This is a genomic window from Pseudoalteromonas sp. AWH4_217 (assembly GCF_056161105.1).
In genome coordinates this window covers 160727-186242 of sequence record NZ_JBSWYM010000013.1, presented here as the reverse complement: position 1 = coordinate 186242, position 25516 = coordinate 160727, and the positions used below count along the sequence as shown (strand labels likewise).

Here is a 25516-nt window from a genome sequence, read left to right as displayed (position 1 = left end):
GCTGGCTGTCAGAGTCGGTAGTCAATAGAGTAATAATTATGTTAGAGCAAATGCTGCTGAGCAATCTGAACAATAAAGCAGAACTTGATGATGAGTCCTTTGAGTATAAAAGTATTTTTTTAAGCTCAATTGTTCCGGATCCCACTAATGGCCGTTTTTTACCTTCGATATGTATTGATGATGAAGATGCGCGCCTGTTTGTGGCCCGTAAATTAAGCAAGGCGCAACTCACTAAGCTTTATCAGGGCGAAAACCATGTTCTGATTGGTAAATCCATCATTATTAACTGTCTTAAGCACGGCTCCGAAGACTGGAAGCGTGCTTCCCAGACCATAGACTCTATCATTGAGTTGGGTGACAACATTTCCGTGTCTGAGATGATCCAGGCACCTACTTTGTATCCTCTGGAGGACGGCCGCTTCCAAATTCTAACCGGCCACCGTCGCTTTTTTGCATTGGTATATGCAAAAGGGTATGGCGCTGCCGCCCAGTTTAAGGTCTACGACAGTAAGCCGTTGCTCACTAAAGTGAAGCAGTTTCAGGAAAATGCCAGCCGTGAAGACTTACCTCAGTATGGCAAGCTACAGGCATTTTCAAATGCGGTAACCGAAATCGAACAGCTAAACAAAGCACGTTTGCAATCCGGGTTATCACGTCTCACAGTGAGAGAGATAGTACCTAAGCTTGGTATCTCAATGGGCGCGTACGATAATTACAAGGTCTTATCTCGCTACCCAGTGGTGATGTCCGCGTATGAAAGGGGTTGTAGTTACTCTTTTATCAAAATGAAGCGACTGATTTTGTCATTGGAATCCCAGTATAAAGAAGCGCAAAATAAGTCGACCCTGAATGCCATGGACAAACGAGCGGTTTCAGAGCTGATTGAACAACAATTACAGGGGATCAAAAAGCAGCCTGCGAAAAGCAACTCTCCCTTTGTTACCACGTCGTTTTCATCTCATACGGCTTTGCAAAGACTGCTCACGCAAGATGTTACGCAACTGGCATGTGGGGTAGACTGGTCATCACTGGACTGGCAGGACAAAAAAGCCGTATCCGCGGCGCTGGAGCATGTCATTGCTTACCTTGAGCAAGAGTCATAAGCTGAAAAATCTGGATTATATCAGTGCTTTGCCGCATGTATCAGTGAACATAGCGGCATAATCTCGCCAACTCAGAGCCATTGCTTGACGATAGATTATTGTGATTTGCGATATGTTCCCGTCAACATTACCCCACTATCATTGCTTTTAAATAAGCATTTTCTTATTAATTATGTGCACTTTTTGGGTATTTTTATCTGAGTAATCTGGCGCGTATATTGAGACAAGCATTTAAATATTTTGGCTTCAAACCGCCCCGCAGGTACCTGGAGGTTAGCGTCATTCCAGTTTTGCAGTTCTGAAAATAAAAGGCACTTTTTTTGTAATGTGACAGTAAAAAGTCATTTAATTGTGTCGTATTTATTACCTGGTACATGAAACTATAATCTATAAAATAATCATATCAGTAAATGTCATGTTCACCGCAAGCTTGTTGTCTGGGACAAGCTGATTTCCTTCTCAGTGGTACATTTTGAAACATATAATTCCTCAAACCGTCATGTTATTGTCCCGATGTACGGGGTATAAATATCCCCAACGAAGCAGACTGAAGGGGCTGAGTTAGCCAGCATCAGGCGAAGGTTCTGCTAGCTGTCTGCGGGGTAGAGTGCGGTTTGTTTGAGGACTAAAATTTAACGCATGTTTTATTTGTTAATGGTTTGTTTGATTTGGTTTTATCTGCATTATATGGTGCTTACTGATTAAGTGTGCAGAGTTGTAAAATAAATAAGCCTAATAAAAATAGTGGTTTATTTGTTTGTTTTATGAAATTTATAATTTTTAGAAACAAAAGTGTAGAAAAAAAGTGCAGATTACATAATAATGCGCTTGCGTAAAACATTTAACACTTTGCAATACTTTTTAACATGGACTGATAAGATGAAAAATGACGCATTGACTGAGTTGGGCATCAATCTGAACATTCACAACATGAATTCAGACGCAATAGATGTGCAGCTTCTCCATCATATCTTCAAACTGGCCTATGACTTTGGCTATAAAGACGGTTGTAGTGGTGTATATGTGTGCCCTGCTTCTTCATTACGTTCATTAAGTGGTAGTGAGCTCGACGCGTAAGTCAGGCTATGAATTTATACATATCTTAGCATTGCGACCAGACATTCAGACATGTTGGCGCTGTGCAATAGCAACATAAAAACCGGAGGGCAGGTTGTGTGTGCATGTTGCTCTTCGTACCCCAATTCGCTTAATTAAGTGGGCTATTTTGCCGCTGAGAATGCTGTTTTCGCACGGCACATAATATATGCGCCATGATTGTCCGAAAGTTTTGGATAAGTACGGCCAGGATAGGATTTTTCTCGCTGATAGTACAAGGGTTATGGCTGATTGGATTTGTGTGCACCTGGCGACTTCAACTAATGACATGTCTGCCAGTGCTTTTCTTTATCATCAATTTGATTGCAAAAGCGAAAATATGAAACAGTTCTTTTTACAGCTCAGTGAAAAAGGGATCAAACTCACTGTCGATGAGCAGGGTAAGTTGCTCGTCAGGGGTAAATTGAAAGCCCTGACCACAGAAGAAAAAGATTTTCTGAAGAACAATAAAGCGCAGATCATAGAGTCTATTCTGGCACACCAAAAGGTGCCGGCCGTGTCTCCTATTGTAGCCACAAAATCAGAGCCGCATGCTGATACTGTATTGTCCTTTTCTCAGCGTCGTTTATGGTTTATCGACAAGCTCAATGGTGGCTCCAGTGAATACAATATGCCTATGGCGTTTGAGGTGCACGGACAGCTGAACATCGACAGGGTAGAGCTGGCCCTGAATGAGATAATACAACGCCATGAAGTATTGAGAACGGTTTTTTATGAGCGCGATGGTGAGCCCTGCCAGAAGGTGTTGGACAATACGTCGTTAACCATCACAGTGCAGGATCTGAGCGAGCAGACAGACCCCCACGGTGCGGCTGACGCTTATCTTATTCGTGACGCTGCCAGAACATTTGATTTGAGCAAGGATTTGATGGTGCGGGCCAGTTACTTGCAGCTGACGCATGATGACAGTGCTGTTTGCCAGGCCATTTTAAGTTTCAATATGCATCATATTGCCTCCGACGGTTGGTCGATGGATGTGCTGACCAAAGAGTTTTTTGCCATTTACCAGGCGCTTGAGCAAGGCATACCAGGTACACTGACGCCGTTGCCTATCCAGTATCGAGACTTTGCCCACTGGCAACAGCAGACCTTTGCCGGGGAAGGGCTAAACAAACAGTTAGATTTCTGGCAACAGCAGTTAGAGAATGTGCCAGCACTGCACCAGCTGCCATTAGATGCAAGCCGGCCTGCTGAAAAACAGTATCAGGGAGAACTGGTTACGGCACAGCTAAGCGGTGCCATTGCAACTCAGTTGCTGGAACTGGCCAGAGTCTTTCAGTTAACCCCTTTTATGTTGTTACATGGTGCGCTGGCGTTAGTCTTAAGCCGACACAGTAACACTAAAGACATTGTTATTGGCAGTCCGGTCGCTAACCGCCAGGATCCGGCTCTGGCTCCTTTAATCGGTTTTTTTGTCAACACGTTGGTGTTCAGAGTCAGCACAGCACATGACACTCTGAGTGACTATCTGGGCCACGTCAGAGCGGTACATCTGGGTGCACAGAGCAATCAGGATGTGCCATTTGAGCAGCTGGTTGAAGTACTTAATGTGCCCCGCAATAACGCCTACAGTCCACTGTTTCAGATTTTACTGACCACGGATAACCACTATGGAACAGCACCGGCTGACGCGCAGGGAATAAAGCTTGGGGCCGCCATTTTGCAGGCTATGCCCGAAGCTGCCCTGACCACCAAATTTGATTTAGACATTCATATGTCAATGAATGAGTCGGGCGTGTCGGTGGGCTGGACTTATGATATTGCTCTGTTCAGCAAAGCACATATCAGTCAGCTGAGTCAGCACTTATGCAATGTACTGAGTGCTCTGGCTAAGTTGGCCGAAGCAGGAGACTGGTCTGCCAGGCTTGCAGCCATACCGATGGAGAGTGAGCAAGAGCAGCAACAAGCGTTAGCGCTAGGCTGTGGTCGCGTAGTTGACCCCAAGTACCCGGCTGTGCATCACTTGCTTGAACATCAGGCTCAGGTCAATCCTGATGCCGTGGCAGTGGAAACACAAGGAGCTCAGGTCACTTTTGCGCAGTTAAATGCACGTGCTGATGTATTGGCAACGCGCCTGCTGACAGAGCATCAGGTGAGCATGGGCCAACCGGTGGGCATTGTGGCGCAACGCTGTGTTGACACTTTGTGCGGGATTGCCGCAATACTGAAAGCGGGTGGGGCTTATGTACCACTAGACCCCCAGGCGCCGGCAGACAGATTAAACTATATTGTCGTTGAACTTTCACTGTCGCTGGTATTATCTCACTCGCTGGATTCTTTTGCCGGCATGCCGTGCGTAAGGCTGGACGACCCCGTGCTGTGGCAACCTCCTGAACGGCCTGCCGAGCTCCCGGAGGTGGCAGCCGACAACCCGGCTTATATCCTGTATACCTCAGGCTCAACAGGCAGGCCAAAAGGTGTCAGCCAGCGCCACAGCACGCTGGTTAATCTGTGTATGCATCAAGCGTATGTTGACGGCATTACACAGCCCTACCGCACATTGCAATTTACGCCACTGACATTTGATGTGTCCGCTCAGGAGCTGGCAACAAGCTGGTATACCGGATCTCCGCTGGTGCTCATGTCTCAGCAGCAAAAAGACCAGTTACAAGAGCTGGGTGCTCTGGTTGCAAAGCACAATATTGAACGCTTATTTGTGCCACCAGCTGTGTTTGACCTATTGGCTGAGCAGGTTACGCAACATCCGGGTATTCCTATGGCAGCACTTAAGCAAGTGTGTGTTGCCGGAGATGTGCTGAAGATCACCCCCAGTATTCGCGCATTTATGGCACAGCATCCGCAGTGTGATTTATATAATCATTACGGCCCGACAGAGACGCATGTCGCCACCACTTATCATGTACAAAACTCAAACGAAGAAGAAGTCAGTATAGGCCAGGCAATTGCCAACACGACTTGTCTGATCCTGGACGCCGATTTAGCGCCCGTGCCTGTGGGCTGTGTGGGTGAGCTCTATGTTGCCGGACCCGGTGTGGCATTGGGTTACTACAACAACCCAAGCCTGACTGAAGCGCGTTTTCTTGATACATCACAGTTGCAGGTGCCACAGACGGATATCACGTGCGTCTACAAAACGGGCGACTTGGTGCGCATGACGTCGCAGGGCAACTTACAGTACCTGGGCCGCAGTGATGAACAAATAAAAATTCGAGGTTTCCGTATTGAGCCGGGTGAGATAAGTGCGGTGCTTGAGTCCTGCCCAGAGGTGGAATCGGCGCTGGTGCTTGCCACTGGCGAGGGCGACAATAAACACCTGGTTGCATATGTGCGCCCTTGTATCACGTGTGAGACAAATGAGACACAGCAGCACCTGATCACCGCTTTACAGACTCAGCTAAAAGATCTGTTGCCCGCATATATGGTGCCTGCCGCCATTGTGGTGGTCGAGCAATGGCCGCTGACCCGTAACGGCAAAATTGACAGGCGTGCACTGCCTGTCATCGACTTAACTCAAACGCAGTGTCAGGGAGAGGCGCCGCACACTGCGACTGAACAGGCACTGGCGCAGATCTGGTCAACCCTGTTAGGGTGTGAAGCAGAAACGCTGACTCGCGATGCTGATTTCTTCGCGCTGGGTGGCCACTCTTTGCTGTCAGTCAGGTTAGTTTCTTTGATCCGCAGTGAGTTTGAGATTGAGGTTGCGGTTAAACAGGTTTTCTCAGCGAGCACGTTACTGACAATGGCGGCCCTGATTGAGTCAGGCACACAAGCCACTCGGCCACCCATTGAACCACAGGAGAGAAATACAAACCGCTTTGCGCTATCTTATGCTCAGCAACGCCTGTGGTTTATCGATCAGTTTCAGGGCAGCTCTGCTCAGTATAATATGCCCACGGCTTTTGAAATAGAAGGTCCATTTGATCTGACTCTGGCCCAGCAGGCACTGACGGCGATAGTAGAGCGTCATGAGGTATTGCGGACTGTTTATCAGGAAGGGCAACAAGGACCTGTGCAAGTGATCATGGCGGTACAACCTGTGGTGATACGACATCTGGAACTCAGTCATCTGGATGGTGCGCACGCACAACAACTTGATCAGCTGTTGGCTGAAGATGCGCATGCGGCCTTTGATTTAGCCGCCGACCTGATGCTACGTGCCAGCTATATTAGCCTGGGTTCGCAGCGAGGTGTGCTACTGCTTAATATGCATCATATTGCCTCAGATGGCTGGTCATTAAACCTGTTCAGAGAAGAATTCTTTACGCTTTACTGCGCATTTAGTGCTGGCCAGGACAACCCGCTGCCTGCTTTGAAGATTCAGTATGCTGATTTTGCCCAGTGGCAACGTAACTGGCTACAAGGTGAGGTGCTGCAACAGCAGCTCGATTACTGGCAGGCACAGCTGAGTGAAGCGCCAGGCGTACACAGTATTCCACTGGATAGTCCAAGACCTGCCGAAAAACAATATGATGGTGCTATGGTATCGGGCAAAGCATCTGCACAGCTGGCGACACAATTATGTGATATGGCTGCGCACTATCAGATGACGCCATTTATGCTGCTGCATGCGGCACTGGCACTGACCATCAGTCGTTACAGCAACAGTCTTGATGTGGTGATTGGCACGCCGGTAGCGAATCGGATGCAGGCGGAAGTTGAGCCGCTGATAGGCTTTTTTGTCAATATTCTTGCGCTGCGGGTCAACACTGAGCAGCCTTCTTTGGACAGCTATCTGCAACACGTCAGAGCCGTTCATCTGGATGCACAAAGTCATCAGGACCTGCCGTTTGAGCAGCTGGTTGATGCATTGCAGATCCCCCGGGGTGATGCCCATGCGCCGCTTTGTCAGATCATGACCTCATTCAACAGCGCTCAGACACAGTCAGGCTCAACGCAGAGCGCGCCGGACGGCTTGGTGATCACACCCGTTATGCAGGCCGGTTGCGTGGCAAAATTTGATCTCGAAGTGGAGTTTTCCATGAGTGAATCCGGGCTGCAGGCTAACTGGATTTACGATACTTCGCTGTTCACTGAGTCGCATATCACCCAATTGAGCGAGCACTTGATGTTGCTGCTAGAGCGCCTGGTGCAAACTGAGATGACACAAAGCCTGAACAACTCACCCGGACAGCTGAGTGTGCTGGCTAACGAGCAAAGCCAGTATCTGGTTAATGCCCTCAACGACAATTACCATGACTATGATCGGTCGCTATGTATCCATCAGGCATTTGAACAGCAGGCAGCGCGTAATCCTGAGCATATTGCGCTGATCTTTGCCGATCAACAACTGAGTTATGCTCAGCTTAATGGCAGAGCCAACCAGCTTGCACACTTTCTGCGTGAACGCGGCGCCATACAGTCAGACACATTGATAGGTGTTGCGCTGGAGCGTTCGCTGGAAATGATCGTCGCCACACTCGCGGTGCTTAAAGCGGGGGGCGCTTACGTACCACTTGACCCGGCCTACCCACCCGCGCGACTGAGCTATATGCTCGAAGATGCTGGGATCAAAACCATTATCAGCAGCAAGGCCATCAGCGAAGCTGTGCGCCTCTCGGATTATGATCTTATTACTGTAGACGGTCTGCTGAGTGATGCTGCGTTGGGGCCTTTCAGTCATTGCAGTGATGAAAACCTGGACAGCAAAGCACTCGGACTATTGCCTACCAGTTTGGCGTATGAAATCTATACCTCAGGGTCAACAGGCCAGCCAAAAGGCGTGTTGCTTGAGCATCAGGGGATCGTGAACCTGGCGGATAATCAGCGTCGGGCATTTGCTATCACCCCGCGCAGCAAAATCCTGCACTTTGCCTCCATGAGTTTTGATGCCGGTACCTGGGAATATGCCATGGCGCTGCTAAATGGCGCGACTTTGGTGATTGCACAGAGTGAACAAAGACGCTCGCCTGAGGCCATTACGGCGCTGCTGGCAGAGCAACAGATCAGCCATGTCACTTTGCCACCGGCATTCCTGGCCATGATGCCGCTCGATACGTCTTTGGCCTTGCAGGCGTTGATTGTCGCCGGTGAAGCGTGTGAAGCGGAGCTGGCCAATCAGTGGTCGGCACATTATCCCTTCTTTAATGCCTATGGTCCGACGGAAGCCTCCGTATGTGCTTCTTATCAGCGGCTCTATCCGGGCGCGCCAATCACCATAGGCAAACCCCTGAACAATGTCAGTCTGTATGTCCTGGATAAGCAAATGAATCTGGTGCCTCCGGGCGTGATTGGGGAGTTGCATATTGGCGGTGATGGTCTGGCTCGTGGCTATCATCAACGTCCCGAACTGAGCGCTGAAAAGTTCGTCGATAACCCGTTCTATTATTGCCCGGCCCATCGTGACAGCACACGCTTGTATAAGACCGGAGATCTGGCCCGGGTTCTGCCTGATGGCAGTATTGACTTTGTCGGTCGTCTGGATGCTCAGGTTAAAATCAGGGGCTTTCGGATTGAACTAAGCGAAATTGAAGCGCAATTAAACCGCTGTCCACAACTGGATTCGGCCGTAGTGTTAGTGAAACAAGCCAGTAACGGGGCCGATATGCTGGTCGCATACATTCAGCCACACACTGAGGCTGAAAACACCACAGAGCTTATCTCAGGCGTTGAGCAAGATATGTATGAGCAATTACCGGAATATATGGTGCCGAGCCGCTTTGTGGTGGTTATGCAATGGCCGCTGACTCCGAACGGTAAGATTGATAAAAAAGCCCTGCCGGATATATCCGCAGAAGACTCTGAGCAGCCCTATGTGGCGCCACAGACTGAAACTGAGCTGGCGCTGGCCCAGGTCTGGTCCGAATTACTGGGTATAGATCCCGCAATGATCAGCAGCCATGCACGTTTCTTTGAACAAGGGGGCAACTCCATTTTGGTAACCCGGCTGGAGACTCAGATCCGACATCGTTTTGCGGTGGAGTTCTCTATCAAAGAGCTGTTTGCTCAACCTCAGCTTAAAGAGCAGGCCTTACATATTGATTATCTGCTCAGCCGCCAGAGCGACCTGCAGACCCAAGATGATGCTGAGCTGGAGGAAATGGACTGGTAAAGGTGGCGGGCTACTTAATTCGCCCGCTCAACATGAGCACAGGTACCAAAAAGCACGTATAAACCTGCCAGCCTGAGTGTTCACTCAGGCTGGCTTTAAGTCGTAGAGGCTAAGCCAGTGTCGGGGTTTTGTTCGGATACACGAACAGCACACCTGTTGCGGGCGCAGCGCTTTTGCAGTTAACACAGATATGAGTTAGTCAGTCATTATGGAAAATATCAAACAGCTACTCGTGCAGCTTGAGCAGGCGGGGATCCGGCTATTTCTGCAGGACGGGGCATTAAAGTCTAAAGCCAGAAAAGGGGCCATAACGCCCGACATTGCCAGGCAGATCAAACAACATAAAAGTGCGATTATTGAGGCGCTGACACACTATAGCGATGCCCCGCAGGTAAATCCGGTGACCCCCCGTGAAGACCTCAGCCATTATCCACTATCATTTGCACAGCAACGCCTGTATACGCTGGACCAAATTCAGGGTGGCTCCGCCGAGTACCATATGCCGATGGTGTTCAGGCTCAGTGGACAACTAGATGTGGCATTGATAGAGCGGGTGTTTCGTGAAATTGTTTCCCGTCATGAGGTGCTCAGAGCCGTTTTCCGGCAATCCGCTCAAGGTGTGCAGCAATCCCTGCTTGACCCGCAAGACTTTACTGTTGAGCAGTCACTCCTGACAGGTCAGGACGAGGCAAGTGGTATTGAGCGCTTTGTTCGTGAGGCCGCAGAGCAGCCTTTCAATCTGGCTGAAGACTTTATGCTGCGGGTGCGCTTTGCGACTCTGCCAGCGGGAGATGCAGGTGTGTTGTTTATCAATATGCACCATATCGCCACCGACGGCTGGTCTATGGACATCCTGATCCGAGAATTCTTTGCCCTGTTCCATGCCTTTGGTTATGGTCAGCCAAATCCGTTGCCGGAGCTTTCCATTCAGTATGCCGACTATGCACAATGGCAACGTGACTGGCTGCAAGGTGAGGTGCTGGATGCCCAGCTCAGTTACTGGCAGCAGCAACTGGCTGAACTGCCCCGAGTTCATGCCCTGGGGCTCGATTACCCCAGACCTGAGGTGAAAACATATCAGGGCGAGGTGGTATCACAGATTTTGAGTGCACAGTTATGTCAGCAGCTGGCATCCGTTGCCCGTCGCTATGGGTTAACCCCGTTTATGCTGATCCATGGGGCGCTGGCGCTGGTACTGTCTCGCAACAGTAATCACCATGATATTGTCATCGGCACGCCTGTGGCTAACCGCCGTCAGGTGGAGCTCGAATCGCTGATCGGCTTTTTCGTCAATACATTAATCCTGAGGGTGAATACTCAGGCGCAACCACTTGGTGACTATCTGGCTCAGCTCAGGCAGGTACACCTGGATGCTCAGTCTCATCAGGATCTGCCTTTTGAAAAACTCGTTGAAGTGTTGAAAGTACCGCGCAGCACAGCCCATAGCCCACTGTTCCAGATCATGCTGACCACGAACTCCGAATACGGTGTGCGCGATGCACATGCTGATACCACTGAGCTGGCAGGTCTGTCCATCAGCCCATTGCAGGGCAATGGCGCAACGACCAAGTTTGATCTGGACATCAATGCCTCGGTAAGTGATGACGGCGGCGCAATTGAATGGACCTATGACGTGGCACTGTTCACGCGCGAGCGCATCGAAACCCTGGCGCAGCACCTCAACAACACATTGGCTTTTCTGGCACAGCTCAATGCCGACAGTAAGCTGAGCACCGCTGCTATCCCTATGCTGACTGATGCCGAGATTACACAGCTCAGCGGGTTTAATGACAACGCCATTGAGTATCCACAACAGCGCTGTATTCACGAGCTATTTGAAGCACAGGCAGAGCAAACACCTGAACGCATTGCTGTGCAGTGTGGCGAAGTTGCTGTGAGTTATGGTGAACTGAATGCCAGAGCCAATCAGCTGGCTCACTATTTGCGGTTTGAGCATCACATTGCTCCGGATTGTCCGGTGGGGATATGTCTGGAGCGTGGCGTGGAAATGATCATTGCTATGCTGGCTGTTCTCAAGGCCGGTGGCGCTTATATTCCGCTTGACCCGGCTTATCCTGAGGAGCGTCTGGCTTATTTGATTGAAGACGCCAGCCTGAAAGTGGTCCTGACCCAGCAAACGCTTACCGGTACAGTGTCATTGCCCGGTACGCAGAGGGTAATGCTGGATGACCTGATTGCACAGCCCGGCTGTGCGTTCTCGCATTATTCCACGGCAAATATCGGGCGCTGTGAAAGTGGCGTGACTGAACAGCATCTGGCCTATCTGATCTATACCTCGGGGTCGACGGGCAAACCAAAAGGCGTGATGATCGAACACCGTAACACAGTCGCAATGCTTTACTGGGCCAGGGCTGCTTTTAGCGATCAGGCGCTGCGCCGGGTACTGGCCTCAACGTCACTGAACTTTGACTTGTCGGTGTATGAAATCTTCTTACCTTTAAGCTTTGGGTTCGAAGTGGTGGTGGTTAAAAATGCCCTGGCATTGGCGGATCAGTCGCTGGATATCAGCCTGATCAATACCGTGCCCTCAGCAATGAAGGCGTTGCTGGATGTGGGCGCATTACCCGCAAGCCTGACTACAGTTAACCTGGCCGGTGAACCACTGACAGCGCAACAGGTAAACCAAATTTTTGCAGCCTTGCCCGAGGCTGAGGTGTGTAATCTGTATGGGCCGTCGGAAGATACCACCTACTCAACCTGTGCGCGCTTTTCCACACAGCTAGAGTCGGTGCCGGACATAGGTTATGTCATCGCCAACAGTCAGGCCTATGTGCTGGGTGACGCGATGGAGCGCTTGCCGATTGGCTGTGTTGGTGAGCTCTATCTGGGTGGTGCCGGTGTTGCCCGTGGTTATCTCAATAGGCCTGAACTGACCGAAGAACGCTTTATTGCCAACCCCTATTACGAGACACACAGCACGGATTGCAGCCCTCGCCTCTATCGCACTGGTGACTTAGTGCGTTACCGGCAGGACGGACGACTGGAGTTTATTGGTCGCAGCGATGACCAGGTGAAAATCCGTGGATTCCGTATTGAGCTGGGTGAGATTGAGCATCGCCTTAACCAACTCGAAGATGTTGCATTGTCGCAGGTACTGGCGCGCACACTGGCGGATAGTCAGCAGCAGTTGGTGGCTTATGTCCAGCCTTGTATCACGTGTGAGACAACCCTGGATGAGACGCAACAGGCAGCCTGGATCAGCGATATCAAATTACGTCTGGGGCAACAATTACCGGCCCATATGGTACCCGGTCTGTTTGTGGTCATGCCACAGTGGCCGTTGACACCAAACGGCAAAATTGACAAAAAAGCCCTGCCAGCGCCGGATGCGTTACAACAAAGCAGTGCACAATATGTGGCGCCCGAGACTGAGCTCGCTCAATTGCTGGCAAGCCTGTGGGCCGAGCTGCTGGGGCTGGAGCAGGATAAAATCAGTGCCACCGCTAACTTCTTTGAACTGGGTGGCCATTCCTTGCTGATTATGCAGTTACTGGCCAAACTGCAGCAGCACAACCTCAGTTGCAGCGCCCAGCAGCTGTTCCAGGCCGTTGACCTGGCGGCTATGGCGGAGGTTATTTGCGAGGCCGGCGACACCTTTGCCATCCCTGAGAATAAAATACCACCTCAGTGTGATGCCATTACGCCCGACATGCTGACGCTGGCAACGCTTGAACAATCTGAGATTGATGCCATCGCCGCAGCGACATCTGGCGGGATGCGCAACATTCAGGATATGTATCCACTGGCGCCTCTGCAAGAGGGTGTACTCTTTGTTCATACGCTGAATCCACAACATGACCCCTACGTCACTACTGCCAGTTTTGAGTTCACATCAGCGGGTAAATTGTCCGGGTTTGTTACCCAGCTGAACTGGCTGATCCAACGCCATGATGTGCTGCGCACCGCGATTTTCTGGCGTGGTCGTCAGCAGGCGATGCAGGTTGTCATGCGTGAAGCCAGGCTACCGGTTACTGAACTGGCGCTCCGTGAGGGCAACATTGAGGCACAGTTTACTGAGTATGTTGCAAGCGGACCACATGGGTTTGATCTGGAGTCTGCGCCGCTGATCCAGTTGGTGGTCACGCCAGAGGATGAACTGGGGCGGGTATTCGCCATGCTCAAATTCCATCATCTCATTACCGATCATGTGTCATTAGAGATCCTGATGAGTGAACTCGAAGCCGACAATGTGTTGGCACTGCCAGCGCCTTTGCCTTACCGGGAATTTATCGCTCGTTCAATGGCGCAAAGCGCTGAACTGGACACTGAAGCCTTCTTCACTGAACAACTGGGCGACATAGATACACCCACCTTGCCGTTTGATTTGGCTCAGGTCACCGGGGATGGTAATTCGGTAGTTGAATATCACTCGACGCTCAGCGACACGCAGTCTCAGCTGATCCGCACTTTATGTAAACGCCATCAGTGCAGCCCGGCGGCTTTGTTTCACCTTGCCTGGGCGCAAGTACTCAGTGCCTGTTGTGGTCGTGATGAAGTGGTGTTTGGTACTGTGATGTCTGGCCGGATGAACGGTATGGCGGGCATTGAGCGTATGATGGGGATGCTGATCAATACCTTGCCACTGCGCGTATCATTAGGTCATCAGGCGGCCCATGTTGCACTTAAAGAAGTCAATGATGCCTTGCAGGCGCTGTTACCCTATGAACAGGTATCTCTGGCCGAAGCGCAAAGTTACAGTGGGATAGACGGCAATACGCCGCTGTTCAGTGCCATCGTGAATTATCGCCACTCGGCGACACAGTCGGAACCAGCGGGTGAACAGGATACGTCGCCCGGCGTGGCGCTGCTTAGCACGCGTGAACGCACCAATTATCCGTTCGATTTATCGGTGAATGATCTGGGAGAGGGCGATAGTTTTAGTCTGGACTATCAGATTGAACAAAGCGTCAGTGCAGCACGGATCGCTGAGCTAATGCACACCGCGTTAGACGCGCTGGTGGAGGCATTGAATGAGCACAGTGAGCAGCCGGTTGCAACACTGGCAGTACTGAGTGAGCCTGAGCTGACACAACTCAGTCAGGAGCAAAGTGACGAAGCCAGTTATCCTCGCAGTGCCTGTATTCATGAGGTGTTTGAACTGCATGCCAGAGCTACACCGGACAGTATTGCCTTACAGCTGAATGAGCAGACCCTCAGTTATGATGAACTGAATGCCAAAGCCAATCAGCTGGCGCGTTATTTGCGCGAAGCGCATCAGGTTGGCTCCGGAACTTTAGTGGGCCTGTGTATAGGCCGCTCTGTAGAGATGATAGTGGCCAGTTTGGCGATTCTGAAAGCCGGTGGTGCGTACGTACCGCTGGACCCTAACTATCCGCAATCGCGACTGGCCTATATGTTAGAAGATACTCAGCTGAGCGTGATCCTGACCGAGCGAGCGCAACAAGAGATTCTGGCCTTCAGTCAGGTGACAAAACTGATGCTGGATGACGCTGACACGCCCTGGTCAGCCCTGAGTATAGACAATCTGACCCGGGCAGATGCGCTGACACCGCAATCGCTGGCCTATGTGATTTACACCTCTGGCTCCACGGGCACACCTAAAGGCGTAATGACCCCACACCGTGCCGTCAATCGCCTGGTACATGCGCCAAACTTTATGACTCTGGATAGCCAGACGGTATTTCTGCAAAGTGCCAACATTGCCTTCGATGCCGCGACGCTGGAGATCTGGGGGCCCTTACTGAATGGCGGGCGCTGTGTGTTATATCCGGACAGCCTGATCACACTGGATGGGCTGAATCGGGTATTGCGTACTCAGGAGATCACGGCACTGTGGCTGACCTCGGGGCTGTTTACCGAGTGGAGCAAAGTGTGTAATGAACTGGCAGCTGACACCCTGGCGTTGCAAAACGTGCTGGCCGGTGGGGACGTGCTCAATCCGCAGGCGGTTGCCGCCGTGCAACGGGCACTGCCTGAGGTCACAGTGATCAATGGTTATGGACCAACGGAAAACACCACTTTTACTTGTTGTTACCCGGTGCCCCAACACAGCGACCTAAGTTCAGGCGTGCCAATTGGTCGCGCAGTGCAGGGCGACCAGCTGCTGATCTTAACGCCGCATGGCCGTCGGGTACCACAAGGTGTGGTTGGTGAGCTGTGCGTTGGGGGGGATGGTCTGGCACTGGGTTATCTTAATCAGCCAGCGCTAAGCAAAGAGCGCTTTATTCGCAATCCGTATCAGACTCAGGGCAACCAGCCCGAAATCTTGTATCGCACCGGCGATCTGGTGCGCTGCAATACTGACGGACTGATTGAATATGCCGGCCGGGTAGATGATCAAATTAAAATTCGTGGCTTTCGGGTTGAGCTGGGTGAAATTGAACGCCAGCTGGAAGCGCTGGACGATGTTGCCGCGGCTCTGATCACCATTAAAGCGCACACCGGGGGGGATAAACAGCTGGTTGCCTATGTGGAATTGAACTGCAGTGGCAAGCAGGAGGAACAAGGTGCGCATATTCAGGGGCTGGCCCAGGCACTGGCCGCTCAGTTACCTGCCTATATGATCCCCGCAGCCTTTGTACTGGTGCAAGACTGGCCGTTAACACCGAACGGAAAAATCGACAGACATGCTCTGCCCGAAGCGGATTTCAGTCTGATGCAGGCTGAATATGTGGCACCGGCCTGCGAGCTGGAAACGCAGCTGGTTGCACTGTGGTCTGAGTTACTGGACCTGCCAGCTGAGCAGATCAGTACACAGGCCAACTTTTTTGAGCTGGGTGGCCATTCACTGTTGGTCATGAAGTTACTGCAGGCACTTAACCAGCATCTTGAAATTGAACTGCAAATCGCCGACCTGTATCGCTGCGAAAATATTCAGCAAATTGCCGGGTTTATTGAGTCGGTTCAGGCCATTCATGACCAGACGCTGCCAGCGCAGCAAGACAACAATGAATTTGAGGATTTTGAGCTATGAGTGTTGAGTTGCTCTTTCAACAACTACAACAGGCGGGTGTTATTTTTCAGTCTCAGGATGAAAAAATCACCCTCAAGCTACCCAAAGAAATGGACAGTCAGCTGAAACGTCAGCTGGCCGAAAACAAAGACGCACTCAAGGCTTTTTTACACCAGCTTTATGCCCGCAGCCATAAGCGCCCGGCGCTGAAAAAGACGCCGGGTTGCAGCGCGCCTCTCTCTTTTGCACAGCAGCGTCTGTGGATGCTCAATGAGCTACACGGCGGCAGTGCGCACTATAATATGCCGCAGATCTATCGTGTCGAAGGTCAGCTGCAGCCTGCATTGGTGGAACAGGCGCTCGCACAAATTGTGCAGCGTCATCAGGTGTTGCGCACTGTGTACCAGTCTCAACAGGGCAAAGCGGTGCAGGTTGTGCGCGATGATGTGGTTTTCTCATTAACCAGTGTGGATCTGAGTGTGCAGGCACCTGATGCAGCGCAACAGGCTTTGGATGCGTTGCTGCAAGAAGATGCTCAGACACCCTTTGACCTGAGCCAGGATCTGATGATCCGTGCAACCTGGGTGAGCATGAGTGACACGGCTCCGGGCCAGGTGGGGTACTTGTTATTAAACATGCACCATATTGCTTCTGATGGCTGGTCGATGGCGATTCTGAGCCAGGAGTTCTTTGCGATTTATGCCAGCCTGGTGCAGGGCAATGCGTGTCCGCTGCCTGCGCTGGCTTTGCAATACAAAGATTATGCGCACTGGCAGCGTGAGTGGCTGAGCGAAGAGGTGCTCGCATCCGGGCTGACATTTTGGCAGCAGACACTGACCGATTTACCCGCATTGCATAGCCTGCCGCTGAGCTATCCAAGGCCCGTACAAAAAGGGTATCTGGGCGCCAGGCATGACGCCTCGCTGGGGGCGTCTGTTGCCAAAGCACTTACTCAGCTGTGTGAACAGTATCAGCTCAGCCCGTTTATGCTCATGCATGGTGCGCTGGCACTGACCTTGTCGCGTTTTAGCGGCACCTCAGATGTAGTGATTGGCACTCCGATTGCAAATCGCAGCGATGCCCAGCTGAAAGACCTGATTGGTTTTTTTGTCAATTCTCTGGTGCTCAGAGCAAGCACAGAGCATGACACGCTGGCAGACTTTTTAGCCCATATTCGCCACGTCAACCAGCAGGCTCAGTCCCACCAGGATGTGCCGTTTGAGCAGATTGTCGAGGCACTGAATATAGAGCGTGATAGTGCTCATACACCTTTATTTCAGATAGTTTTGACCACTAACTCTGATTATGGGGTGGCCAGTGAACAGGCGCCCAGCGTAGCACTGCCCGAGCTGAGCATGACACCGCTGAGTGGCGATGAACCTATCTGCAAATTTGATCTGGAGATTAACCTGAGTCTGGATGAGCAAGGTGTTCATATTAGCTGGTTATATGACAAAGCCTTATTCAGCCCGGCGCTCATTACACGTTTCAACGCCCAGTTGGTGGCGGTTATCGAAAGGCTGGCAGGTGCTGCGGCGAGTGCCAGTCAGCCAATGTTGAGTGAAATCTCGGCGCTTCATGCAACAGAGCAGGCGCAGCTGGCGGCGCTGATGACCCCCAGTGAGCTGACAGAGGATGCTCAGCAGACGGTGACAGAGTTGTTCAGCCGCAGTGTCGCACTTGCGCCGCAGCATATCGCACTGGAGTGTGGTCAGCGTCAGCTTAGCTATGGTGAACTCGACAGTGCGTCCAGTCGTCTTGCTCGTTATCTGATAGCACAAGGTCGCCAGGCGTATGTCGGTTTATTGTTGCCGCGCGGTATCGAGATGATAGTCGCCATGCTGGCCGTGCTCAAAAGTGGCGCGACCTATGTACCGCTGAACCCCGACTATCCGCAGTCTCGCATCGACCATATTGTGGCAGACGCTGATCTTAACCTGGTGATCACCTGTGCTGAACATCGCCCGATACTGCAAAACAGCGATATACAGACACTGGAGCTGACCCCTGCACTCACAATTGAGGGGTGTGATGCGTTTATGCGTTTTGGCTCTGCACAGCTTACTGAGCACTTGCCTGAGCCAGAAAACCCAGCTTATGTGATCTATACATCGGGCTCGACCGGATTACCCAAAGGGGTTGCGGTGCCACACCGGGCCATCAGCCGACTGGTGATGTCGCCCAATTTTATGAGTTTGGACCGGGATACGGTGTTTTTGCAGGCCGCGAATGTGGCGTTTGATGCAGCAACGCTGGAAATTTGGGGGCCGCTGCTTAATGGTGGTTGCTGCGTGATCTATCCGCAAGCCCATATCACACTGGAGACACTGAATCAGGCGATTGAGGCGCACCGGGTTAATGCGATGTGGTTAACCGCCGGACTGTTTAGTGAGTGGAGTAAGATAAGCACGCAGGCACAGACACAGCTGAGCTCGCTGCGCACTGTGCTGGCCGGTGGTGATGTGTTAGACCCGCAGGCTGTGGCCCGGGTGCAACATGCTTTGCCAGCAGTGCAAGTGGTTAATGGTTACGGTCCGACCGAAAACACCACCTTTACCTGTTGTTATCCGGTTCCTGCGGACTTTGATCCCGCAAACGCGGTGCCGATTGGTCGTGCACTGCAGGGCGACAGTGTGATGGTGCTCAGCGGCAATGATCTGGTACCGCTGGGGAGTGTGGGTGAGTTGTGTGTCAGCGGACCCGGACTGGCGCTGGGCTATTTAAACCTGGCAGCACTGAGCGCAGAAAAATTCACCGCCAACCCTTTCTATGACGACGCTCAAAGTGATGCCTATCGACGCCTTTATCGTACCGGTGACTTAGTACGTGTTCAGGCCGATGGCGTCATTGACTATGTGGGTCGTACCGACAACCAGATCAAGATCCGCGGTTTCCGGGTTGAGCTGGGCGAAATCGAGCAACAAATCACGCAGCTGGAGAGCGTGGCCAGTGCGCTGGTGGTAGTAAACGGCGAAGCAAATAAACGCCTGGTGGCTTACATTGAGCTAACCTGTGCAGCACGGGAGCTTGGGGCCGTGGATAACACTCAGCTGAGCCAGACACTGGCACAGCGGTTACCTGGCTATATGGTCCCGGATGCGCTGGTCCTGATTGAGCACTGGCCGTTAACCAGCAACGGAAAAATCGACCGCCGTGCGCTGCCAGAGCCCGTACTGACAGAGGTGGATGCAGCATACACGGCCCCCGTTACTGAGGCGGAACAGGTAGTGGTTGACGTGTGTGGTGAATTGCTTGAACGCGACCCGGCAGAGCTCAGCACAACGGCTAATTTCTTTGCGCTGGGTGGTCACTCGTTGCTGATGATACAGCTTATTGCTGCGCTCAAAGAGCGAGGGTATCAGGTTGATAGTCAGGCCCTGTTTACCAGCAGCACACTGGCGCAGATGGCGACTCAATTGAGTGAAGATGCAGAACAAGGCTTTGTGGCGCCGCAAAACAGGATCCCTCCTGTGTGTACTGAAATTACGCCTGAACTGCTGGATTTGGTGAGCCTTACGCAGGACGAGATCAATGAGATAACGGCGCAGATTCCGGGTGGTGCTATAAACATTCAGGATATCTATCCTCTGGCGCCGTTGCAGCAGGGGATCCTGGCGATGCATACTCTCAGTGATGGTCGCGACCCCTATGTTACAACCATGGCGTTTTCATTCTCTCAGCGAGCGTTATTACAGCTGTTGGAGACGCAGCTCAATGCGCTGATCGCCCGTCATGATGTATTGCGCACCGCGATTTTGTGGCGCGGCCGGACAGAGCCCGTCCAGGTGGTACTGCGTGAGGCGAAGATTGCGGCGCAATGGCTGCCGGTGAACGCCGGGCAGGATGTGCAAGCGGTGTTCGAAAATTATGTCGCACACGGTGCACACCGCCTTGAGCTGGAATCGGCACCTATGATGCAGTTACAGGCGATGGAGGATAAACAATCCCGGCAAATTTATGTTGTGCTTAAAGTACACCACTTGCTGATTGACCATGTCTCGCTGGATATTCTGATTGCTGAGCTGGCTCGGATAGAAAGCGAAGGCGCAGCCAGTTTGCCTGCTGTGACACCCTATCGCCATTTTATCGCTCGTGTACTACACGACCAGCAGCATCACGACGCTCAGCAATATTTCAAAGCGCAATTAGGCGACTTTGACCAGCCGGCCTATCCGTTTGGGCTGAGTGAAGTAAACGGCGATGGTGGTCAAATTGACGAGTTTAAACAGCGCATTCCGGCTGAGCTTGCCAGTAAAGTGAGAGACTATGCCAAAAGCCAGGCAATGAGCCCGGCTGCGTTATTTCATCTGGCCTGGGGGCGGGTAGTGGCCGCCTGTTCGGGTCAGCAGGATGTGGTGTTTGGCACTGTGTTATCAGGGCGAATGCAGGGCGGTCCTGAAATGGCAAACATGCTGGGCATGATGATTAATACCTTACCTGTGCGTGTCAAACTAGACCGGTGCAGTGCACAGGAGGCTTTGCTCGATGTGCATGCGGCACTGCAGTCGCTGCTCCCCCATGAGCAAGCTCCGCTTTCTGAGGCCATGCAGGCTTCGGGCGTTGAAGGCAATATGCCATTGTTCAGCGCGGTACTTAATTATCGTCATTCTCACGATGTGAGCGCGCCCGATGAAGCAGCTGATCTGAAATTATTGGGCGTGAAAGAACGTACTAACTATCCGTGTGTGATGTCGGTCGATGATTTGGGCAGTGATTTTTCACTTACGCTGCAAATCGACAACAAGGTGAATGGCCAGCGTATCAATGCGTATCTGGTTACCGCGCTGACTCAGTTACTGGATGCGCTGCAAAGCCACTCACTCCAGCCGGTTGCTGCGCTGACGGTGTTGCCCGATGACGAGCAACATCGTTATCTGGAGCAATGGAATGACACTGAGCAAAGTTATGCGCGTGAGGCCTGTGTGCATCAGCTGTTTGAACAACAGGTCGCAGCGACCCCCGGGAATATTGCACTACGCTTCGAGGCGCAGACCCTCACCTATACCGCGCTGAACAGTAAGGCCAATCAGCTGGCACATTATTTACGCAACACTCATAACATTGGTCCGGATTCACTGGTTGGACTGTGTGTTGAACGCTCTTTCGAAATGGTGATTGGCATCTGGGGCATTCTCAAAGCCGGTGGTGCTTATGTGCCGCTGGACCCTGAATTACCCGCCGCCCGACTTAATTATCTGGTTGAGAATGCCTGTGCCGATGTGGTGCTCAGCACCCGCGCTGTGGCTAATCGCGTTGAACTGGGCGAAGCAAAGGTAGTGGCGCTGGATGAGTTTGATTATGACGCCCATGACGAGCGAAATATTGCCGTCGATGAAATCGGCCTGACGTCGCAGCATCTGGCTTATATGATTTATACCTCAGGCTCAACGGGCAAACCCAAAGGTGTACTGCTTGAGCATCAGGCGCTGCATAACCGTATCGACTGGATGGACAAAGAATATGGTTGTGATAGTTCAGATAAAATTCTGCAAAAAACCCCTTACAGTTTTGATGTATCAGTGTGGGAGTTCGTCTGGCCTATGCTTAAAGGTGCCGAGCTGGTGATTGCCAAGCCCGGTGGACACAAAGATCCTGGCTATCTGAGTGAGTTAGTTGTGGCCACCGGCGTCACTAAGCTGCACTTTGTGCCCTCGATGCTGGGTGTGATGCTGGAACAGGGTGACCTGGGCCGCGGCACCTCAATAAAACAGGTGTTCTGTAGTGGTGAGGCATTACAAATAAGTCATGTCGAACAGTTTAAGGCCAGCTTACCAACTGCGCAGTTACATAACCTGTATGGTCCGACGGAAGCCGCCATCGACGTGAGTTACTGGGATTGTGCACAACCGTATGGCAACAGTGTGCCGATAGGTAAGCCCATTCAGAATATTCAGCTCCTGATCCTCGATGAAGCACTGAACCTGCTACCGCAAGGGGCGTGCGGTGAGTTACACATTGGCGGTGAAGGCCTGGCCCGCGGCTATCTGAATCGCCCGGAACTGACTGACGAGCGCTTTATCGCCAACCCGTTTTTCGATGCCAGTGCAGCAAACAGCAGCCAGCGGTTGTACAAAACCGGCGACCTGGTGCGCTATCGCGAAGACGGCAATATTGAATATATGGGCCGGCTGGATCATCAGGTGAAAATCCGTGGTTTGCGTATCGAGCTGGGCGAAATTGAGTTTTATATCGGTGAGCACAGCGACGTAGACTCGGCGCTGGTGATGGCCTTAACGGATGAGCATGGCAGTCAGCGCCTGGTGGCTTATGTGAAGCCGCTGGGGGAATACGATGAGCAGGCACTGACGACTGCAATCAGAGCACAGCTTAGCGAGGTACTGGCCGAGTACATGGTGCCCGATAGCTTTATCTATATTAGTCAGTGGCCACAGACGCCAAACGGAAAAATTGACCGCAAGGCGCTGCCTGCGCCAGAGTTGTCCGCCCTAGCAGGTGGTTATGAGGCACCGAAAGGGGATGCTGAAGTGATGCTCGCGCAGGTGTGGGCCGATGTGCTTAAACTGCCCGCCGAACAGATCAGCCGTGACGCCAACTTCTTTGCACTGGGTGGCCACTCGTTGTTGGTAATGAAGCTGGTGCAAAACATTGATCAAGTTTTCAAAACCCACGGGATTGCTATCAACAAAGTGGTTGAGCGACCCACACTCAGCGCCATGGCCGAGTGCATTGCTCACCATAATGACCAGCAATGGCAGGCAATTCGGCCCGTGTTGTCACTGGATTTTGACCCGACAGTAACGATTTATCTGGCGCCCGGAGCAGGCATGACCAGCGGCGGCTACATGGACCTGGCACGGGCGTTACCTCAGGTGCAGATCATGAGCCTGGAGCCTGTGGGCATGAGCGAGCAGGACCCGGTTATCGACAGCTGGGATGAACTTATCAGTTGCTATGCAGATGCCATTGTCAGTGAGCGCAATGCGCGTGGCGCAGAGGCAGAACCGGCTGTACTGATGGGCCATAGTTCAGGGGGAGCCGTAGCATTTGCAACTGCACTGAAACTGGAGTCATTAGGATGTAAAACACAGCTGCTACTGTGCGAGTGTTTAGTGGCAACCGATGATGAAGCCCAGTTCGAGATCAGCGAAGCTGAAAAGCAGGAGTTAATGCTGTCCTATGCCAAAGCGCTTAAACCTGAAGACAGCGAAGAGCAGTTGTTGTCCTGGCTCAGCCTGGGTATGACTCAGCGCCTGTTCACTGTGTATTTTCAGCAGGTGGACTGGTCAAGACGCTATCAGCCCGAAGCCAGCCTGAATGGTACCGTAAGCATGATAGTGACTCCTGAGCTGGGAGCAACATACTGGCAGCAAAAACAGACCCAGTTGCAGGCATATGTCAGCACACAGGTAGAGACCATCCACACAGAAGGCAAGCATGTCACTATGGTGAAAAGTCCTTATGTCAGTGGCCTGGCAGACAAGCTCATGGCGCTACTGGCCTGAGTCAACAAAGAGTAAAACGGGTTATCTGACCCAAGCATGCAGGCTGGGGCAAAGTAGTTTCAGCCTGCCTAATACCTATTTTAGAATTAGTAACCATTACAAGGCTGTTTTATGTTATATCGGCTAGTTTTATCTCATAAGAAACTACTCATACTTGCCACGCTTTTGAGTGTTGTCAGTGCGCTCTCCGGCATCGGCATCATCTCACTGGTCAATGCTGAGATAGAAAATGTGTCTAACCCGGACTCTGACGTACTCAAAGCACTGGGCATTTTTTTCGCCGCACTGGCAGGGTTTCTTACCTTTAGTGTGATCTCTCAGTACATACTGACTAAGTTATCCGTTCAGATCATGGTGAGTATTCGCGAGAATCTGGTTCAGCGTGTTCTGTCGACCAGTTATGAGCAGATTGAGCGCGTGGGTGGGCATCGTATTTTTGCAACTTTGACCAAAGACATTGAATCACTCACCGCAACCCTGAGTGCCGTACCGCATGTGGCCTATAACCTGGCCACGGTATTGCTGTGTTTTGCTTATATGAGCTATCAGTCCTGGCAGCTGTTTTTGTTTGTCGGTGGCGTGTTGTTGTTAGCTATGCTGGTCGCCCAGCTGCTTATGAGCCTGGGCATTCAGCGCTTTCAGGCTGTGCGGGAACTGGATGACAGCCTGTTTAAGAACTTTCGTGCCCTGATTGACGGTGGTAAAGAACTGAATATTAACTTCAACCGTAAGCGCTTCTTTTACAAAGAGGTGGTGACGCCAAATATTCAGGAAATTAAAAAGTCGACAATTTCAGCACACATTATATTTATCATTCTGAGCAACTGGACCAATCTGATCTTGTTTCTGGCGCTGGGGTCTGTGGTTTTTATGTCACAACTGTTTTTGAGCGGCATAGCCACTGAGGTGGTGGTGAGCTTTGTGCTGACGCTGGTCTATGTGATAGGTCCACTGACGGTGTTGATCAACACCTACTCTGTGGTTGCTGAGGGCATAGTGTCGAGCCAGAAAATAGAAAAGCTGCAACTATCGGAAGAGATTTTGACTGATCAGCTGGACAACACACTGCACCCTGAGCATAACTGGCACACTCTGGACATTGAGGCCATCGAATATGAATACCGTCGTGATGACAGCGACGACTACCACTTCTCCATCGGGCCTATCAGTACGCAAATCCAGCGTGGCGAAATCGTTTTCCTGATTGGCGGCAATGGCTGTGGTAAATCTACCTTCGCCAAAGTGTTATGTGGTTTGTATACCCCAACTCGCGGCAGTATCCGCCTTGATGGTCGGGATGCCGCGCATGCAATGGATTGGTACCGTTGCCACTTTAGCACCATCTTTTCTGACTTCTACCTGTTTGAGCAAGTGATCGATGCCAACGGCATGTTGGCCGATGACAACAAAATTCGTCAGTATCTGAGCAAGCTGAAACTGGATCAGAAAGTCACGGTAGAAAAGGGCATTTTATCGACCACTGAGCTTTCTCAGGGTCAGAAAAAACGTCTGGGACTGTTGTTGTCATACATGGAAGACACACCGCTTTATATCTTTGACGAATGGGCAGCCGATCAGGACCCGTATTTCAGAAACTTCTTTTATCGCGAACTCTTACCTGAGCTTAAGTCTTTGGGTAAGACCGTATTCGTGATCAGTCACGACGAACATTACTTCTCACTGTCTGACCGCATTCTCAAATTTGAAGCCGGTCAGATGGAAGACGTAACCACGTCATTTGCATCTGCAGACCCTGTTGCTGAACAGCCTGTAGCGCTGGCCTGAAAGCCAGATAGCGGGCTTTTGGCCCGCCACGTTTTGTGCCTTACGGTGATGCCTTAAGGCCAGTGTATTATCAAGGTCTCCGCGCATCGGGGCCAGTGAGTATGGA

At 51.6% G+C, this 25516-nt stretch carries 6 protein-coding genes and 2 pseudogenes; all 8 read left to right on the top strand.

Annotation, left to right across the window (positions count from 1 at the left end; all coding sequences use genetic code 11):
* Positions 1-38 precede the first annotated feature (38 nt).
* On the top strand, positions 39-1103 hold the full coding sequence (locus ACXAH1_RS16850) for a hypothetical protein (RefSeq protein ID WP_475198261.1): 1065 nt from the start codon (positions 39-41) through the stop codon (positions 1101-1103).
* An 879-nt stretch (positions 1104-1982) separates the two neighbouring features.
* On the top strand, positions 1983-2180 hold the full coding sequence (locus tag ACXAH1_RS16845) for a hypothetical protein (protein ID WP_253044522.1): 198 nt from the start codon (positions 1983-1985) through the stop codon (positions 2178-2180).
* A 358-nt stretch (positions 2181-2538) separates the two neighbouring features.
* Positions 2539-9228 (top strand): amino acid adenylation domain-containing protein, encoded by a 6690-nt coding sequence (locus ACXAH1_RS16840; RefSeq protein WP_475198260.1) that lies wholly within the window; start codon positions 2539-2541, stop codon positions 9226-9228.
* 208 nt (positions 9229-9436) lie between these two features.
* Positions 9437-16183 (top strand): amino acid adenylation domain-containing protein, encoded by a 6747-nt coding sequence (locus ACXAH1_RS16835; RefSeq protein WP_475198259.1) that lies wholly within the window; start codon positions 9437-9439, stop codon positions 16181-16183.
* A pseudogene (locus ACXAH1_RS16830) lies at positions 16180-17751 on the top strand (condensation domain-containing protein); the annotation flags it as partial. The gene ACXAH1_RS16835 and the pseudogene ACXAH1_RS16830, both read left to right, overlap by 4 nt.
* Before the next feature lie 21 nt (positions 17752-17772).
* A pseudogene (locus tag ACXAH1_RS16825) lies at positions 17773-19293 on the top strand (amino acid adenylation domain-containing protein); the annotation flags it as partial.
* 51 nt (positions 19294-19344) lie between these two features.
* Positions 19345-23625, top strand: coding sequence for a non-ribosomal peptide synthetase (locus ACXAH1_RS16820; RefSeq protein WP_475198288.1), 4281 nt, complete (start codon positions 19345-19347; stop codon positions 23623-23625).
* Positions 23626-23736: 111 nt separating this feature from the next.
* Entirely contained in the window at positions 23737-25410 is a 1674-nt protein-coding gene (locus ACXAH1_RS16815) for a cyclic peptide export ABC transporter (protein ID WP_475198257.1), read from the top strand.
* The last annotated feature ends 106 nt before the right edge of the window (positions 25411-25516 follow it).

Coding starts and splice junctions, on each gene's coding strand:
- ACXAH1_RS16845 (WP_253044522.1), top strand. CDS start 1,983: ATGAAAAATGACGCATTGACTGAGTTGGGCATCAATCTGAACATTCAC.
- ACXAH1_RS16835 (WP_475198259.1), top strand. CDS start 9,437: ATGGAAAATATCAAACAGCTACTCGTGCAGCTTGAGCAGGCGGGGATC.
- ACXAH1_RS16815 (WP_475198257.1), top strand. CDS start 23,737: ATGTTATATCGGCTAGTTTTATCTCATAAGAAACTACTCATACTTGCC.
- ACXAH1_RS16840 (WP_475198260.1), top strand. CDS start 2,539: ATGAAACAGTTCTTTTTACAGCTCAGTGAAAAAGGGATCAAACTCACT.
- ACXAH1_RS16850 (WP_475198261.1), top strand. CDS start 39: ATGTTAGAGCAAATGCTGCTGAGCAATCTGAACAATAAAGCAGAACTT.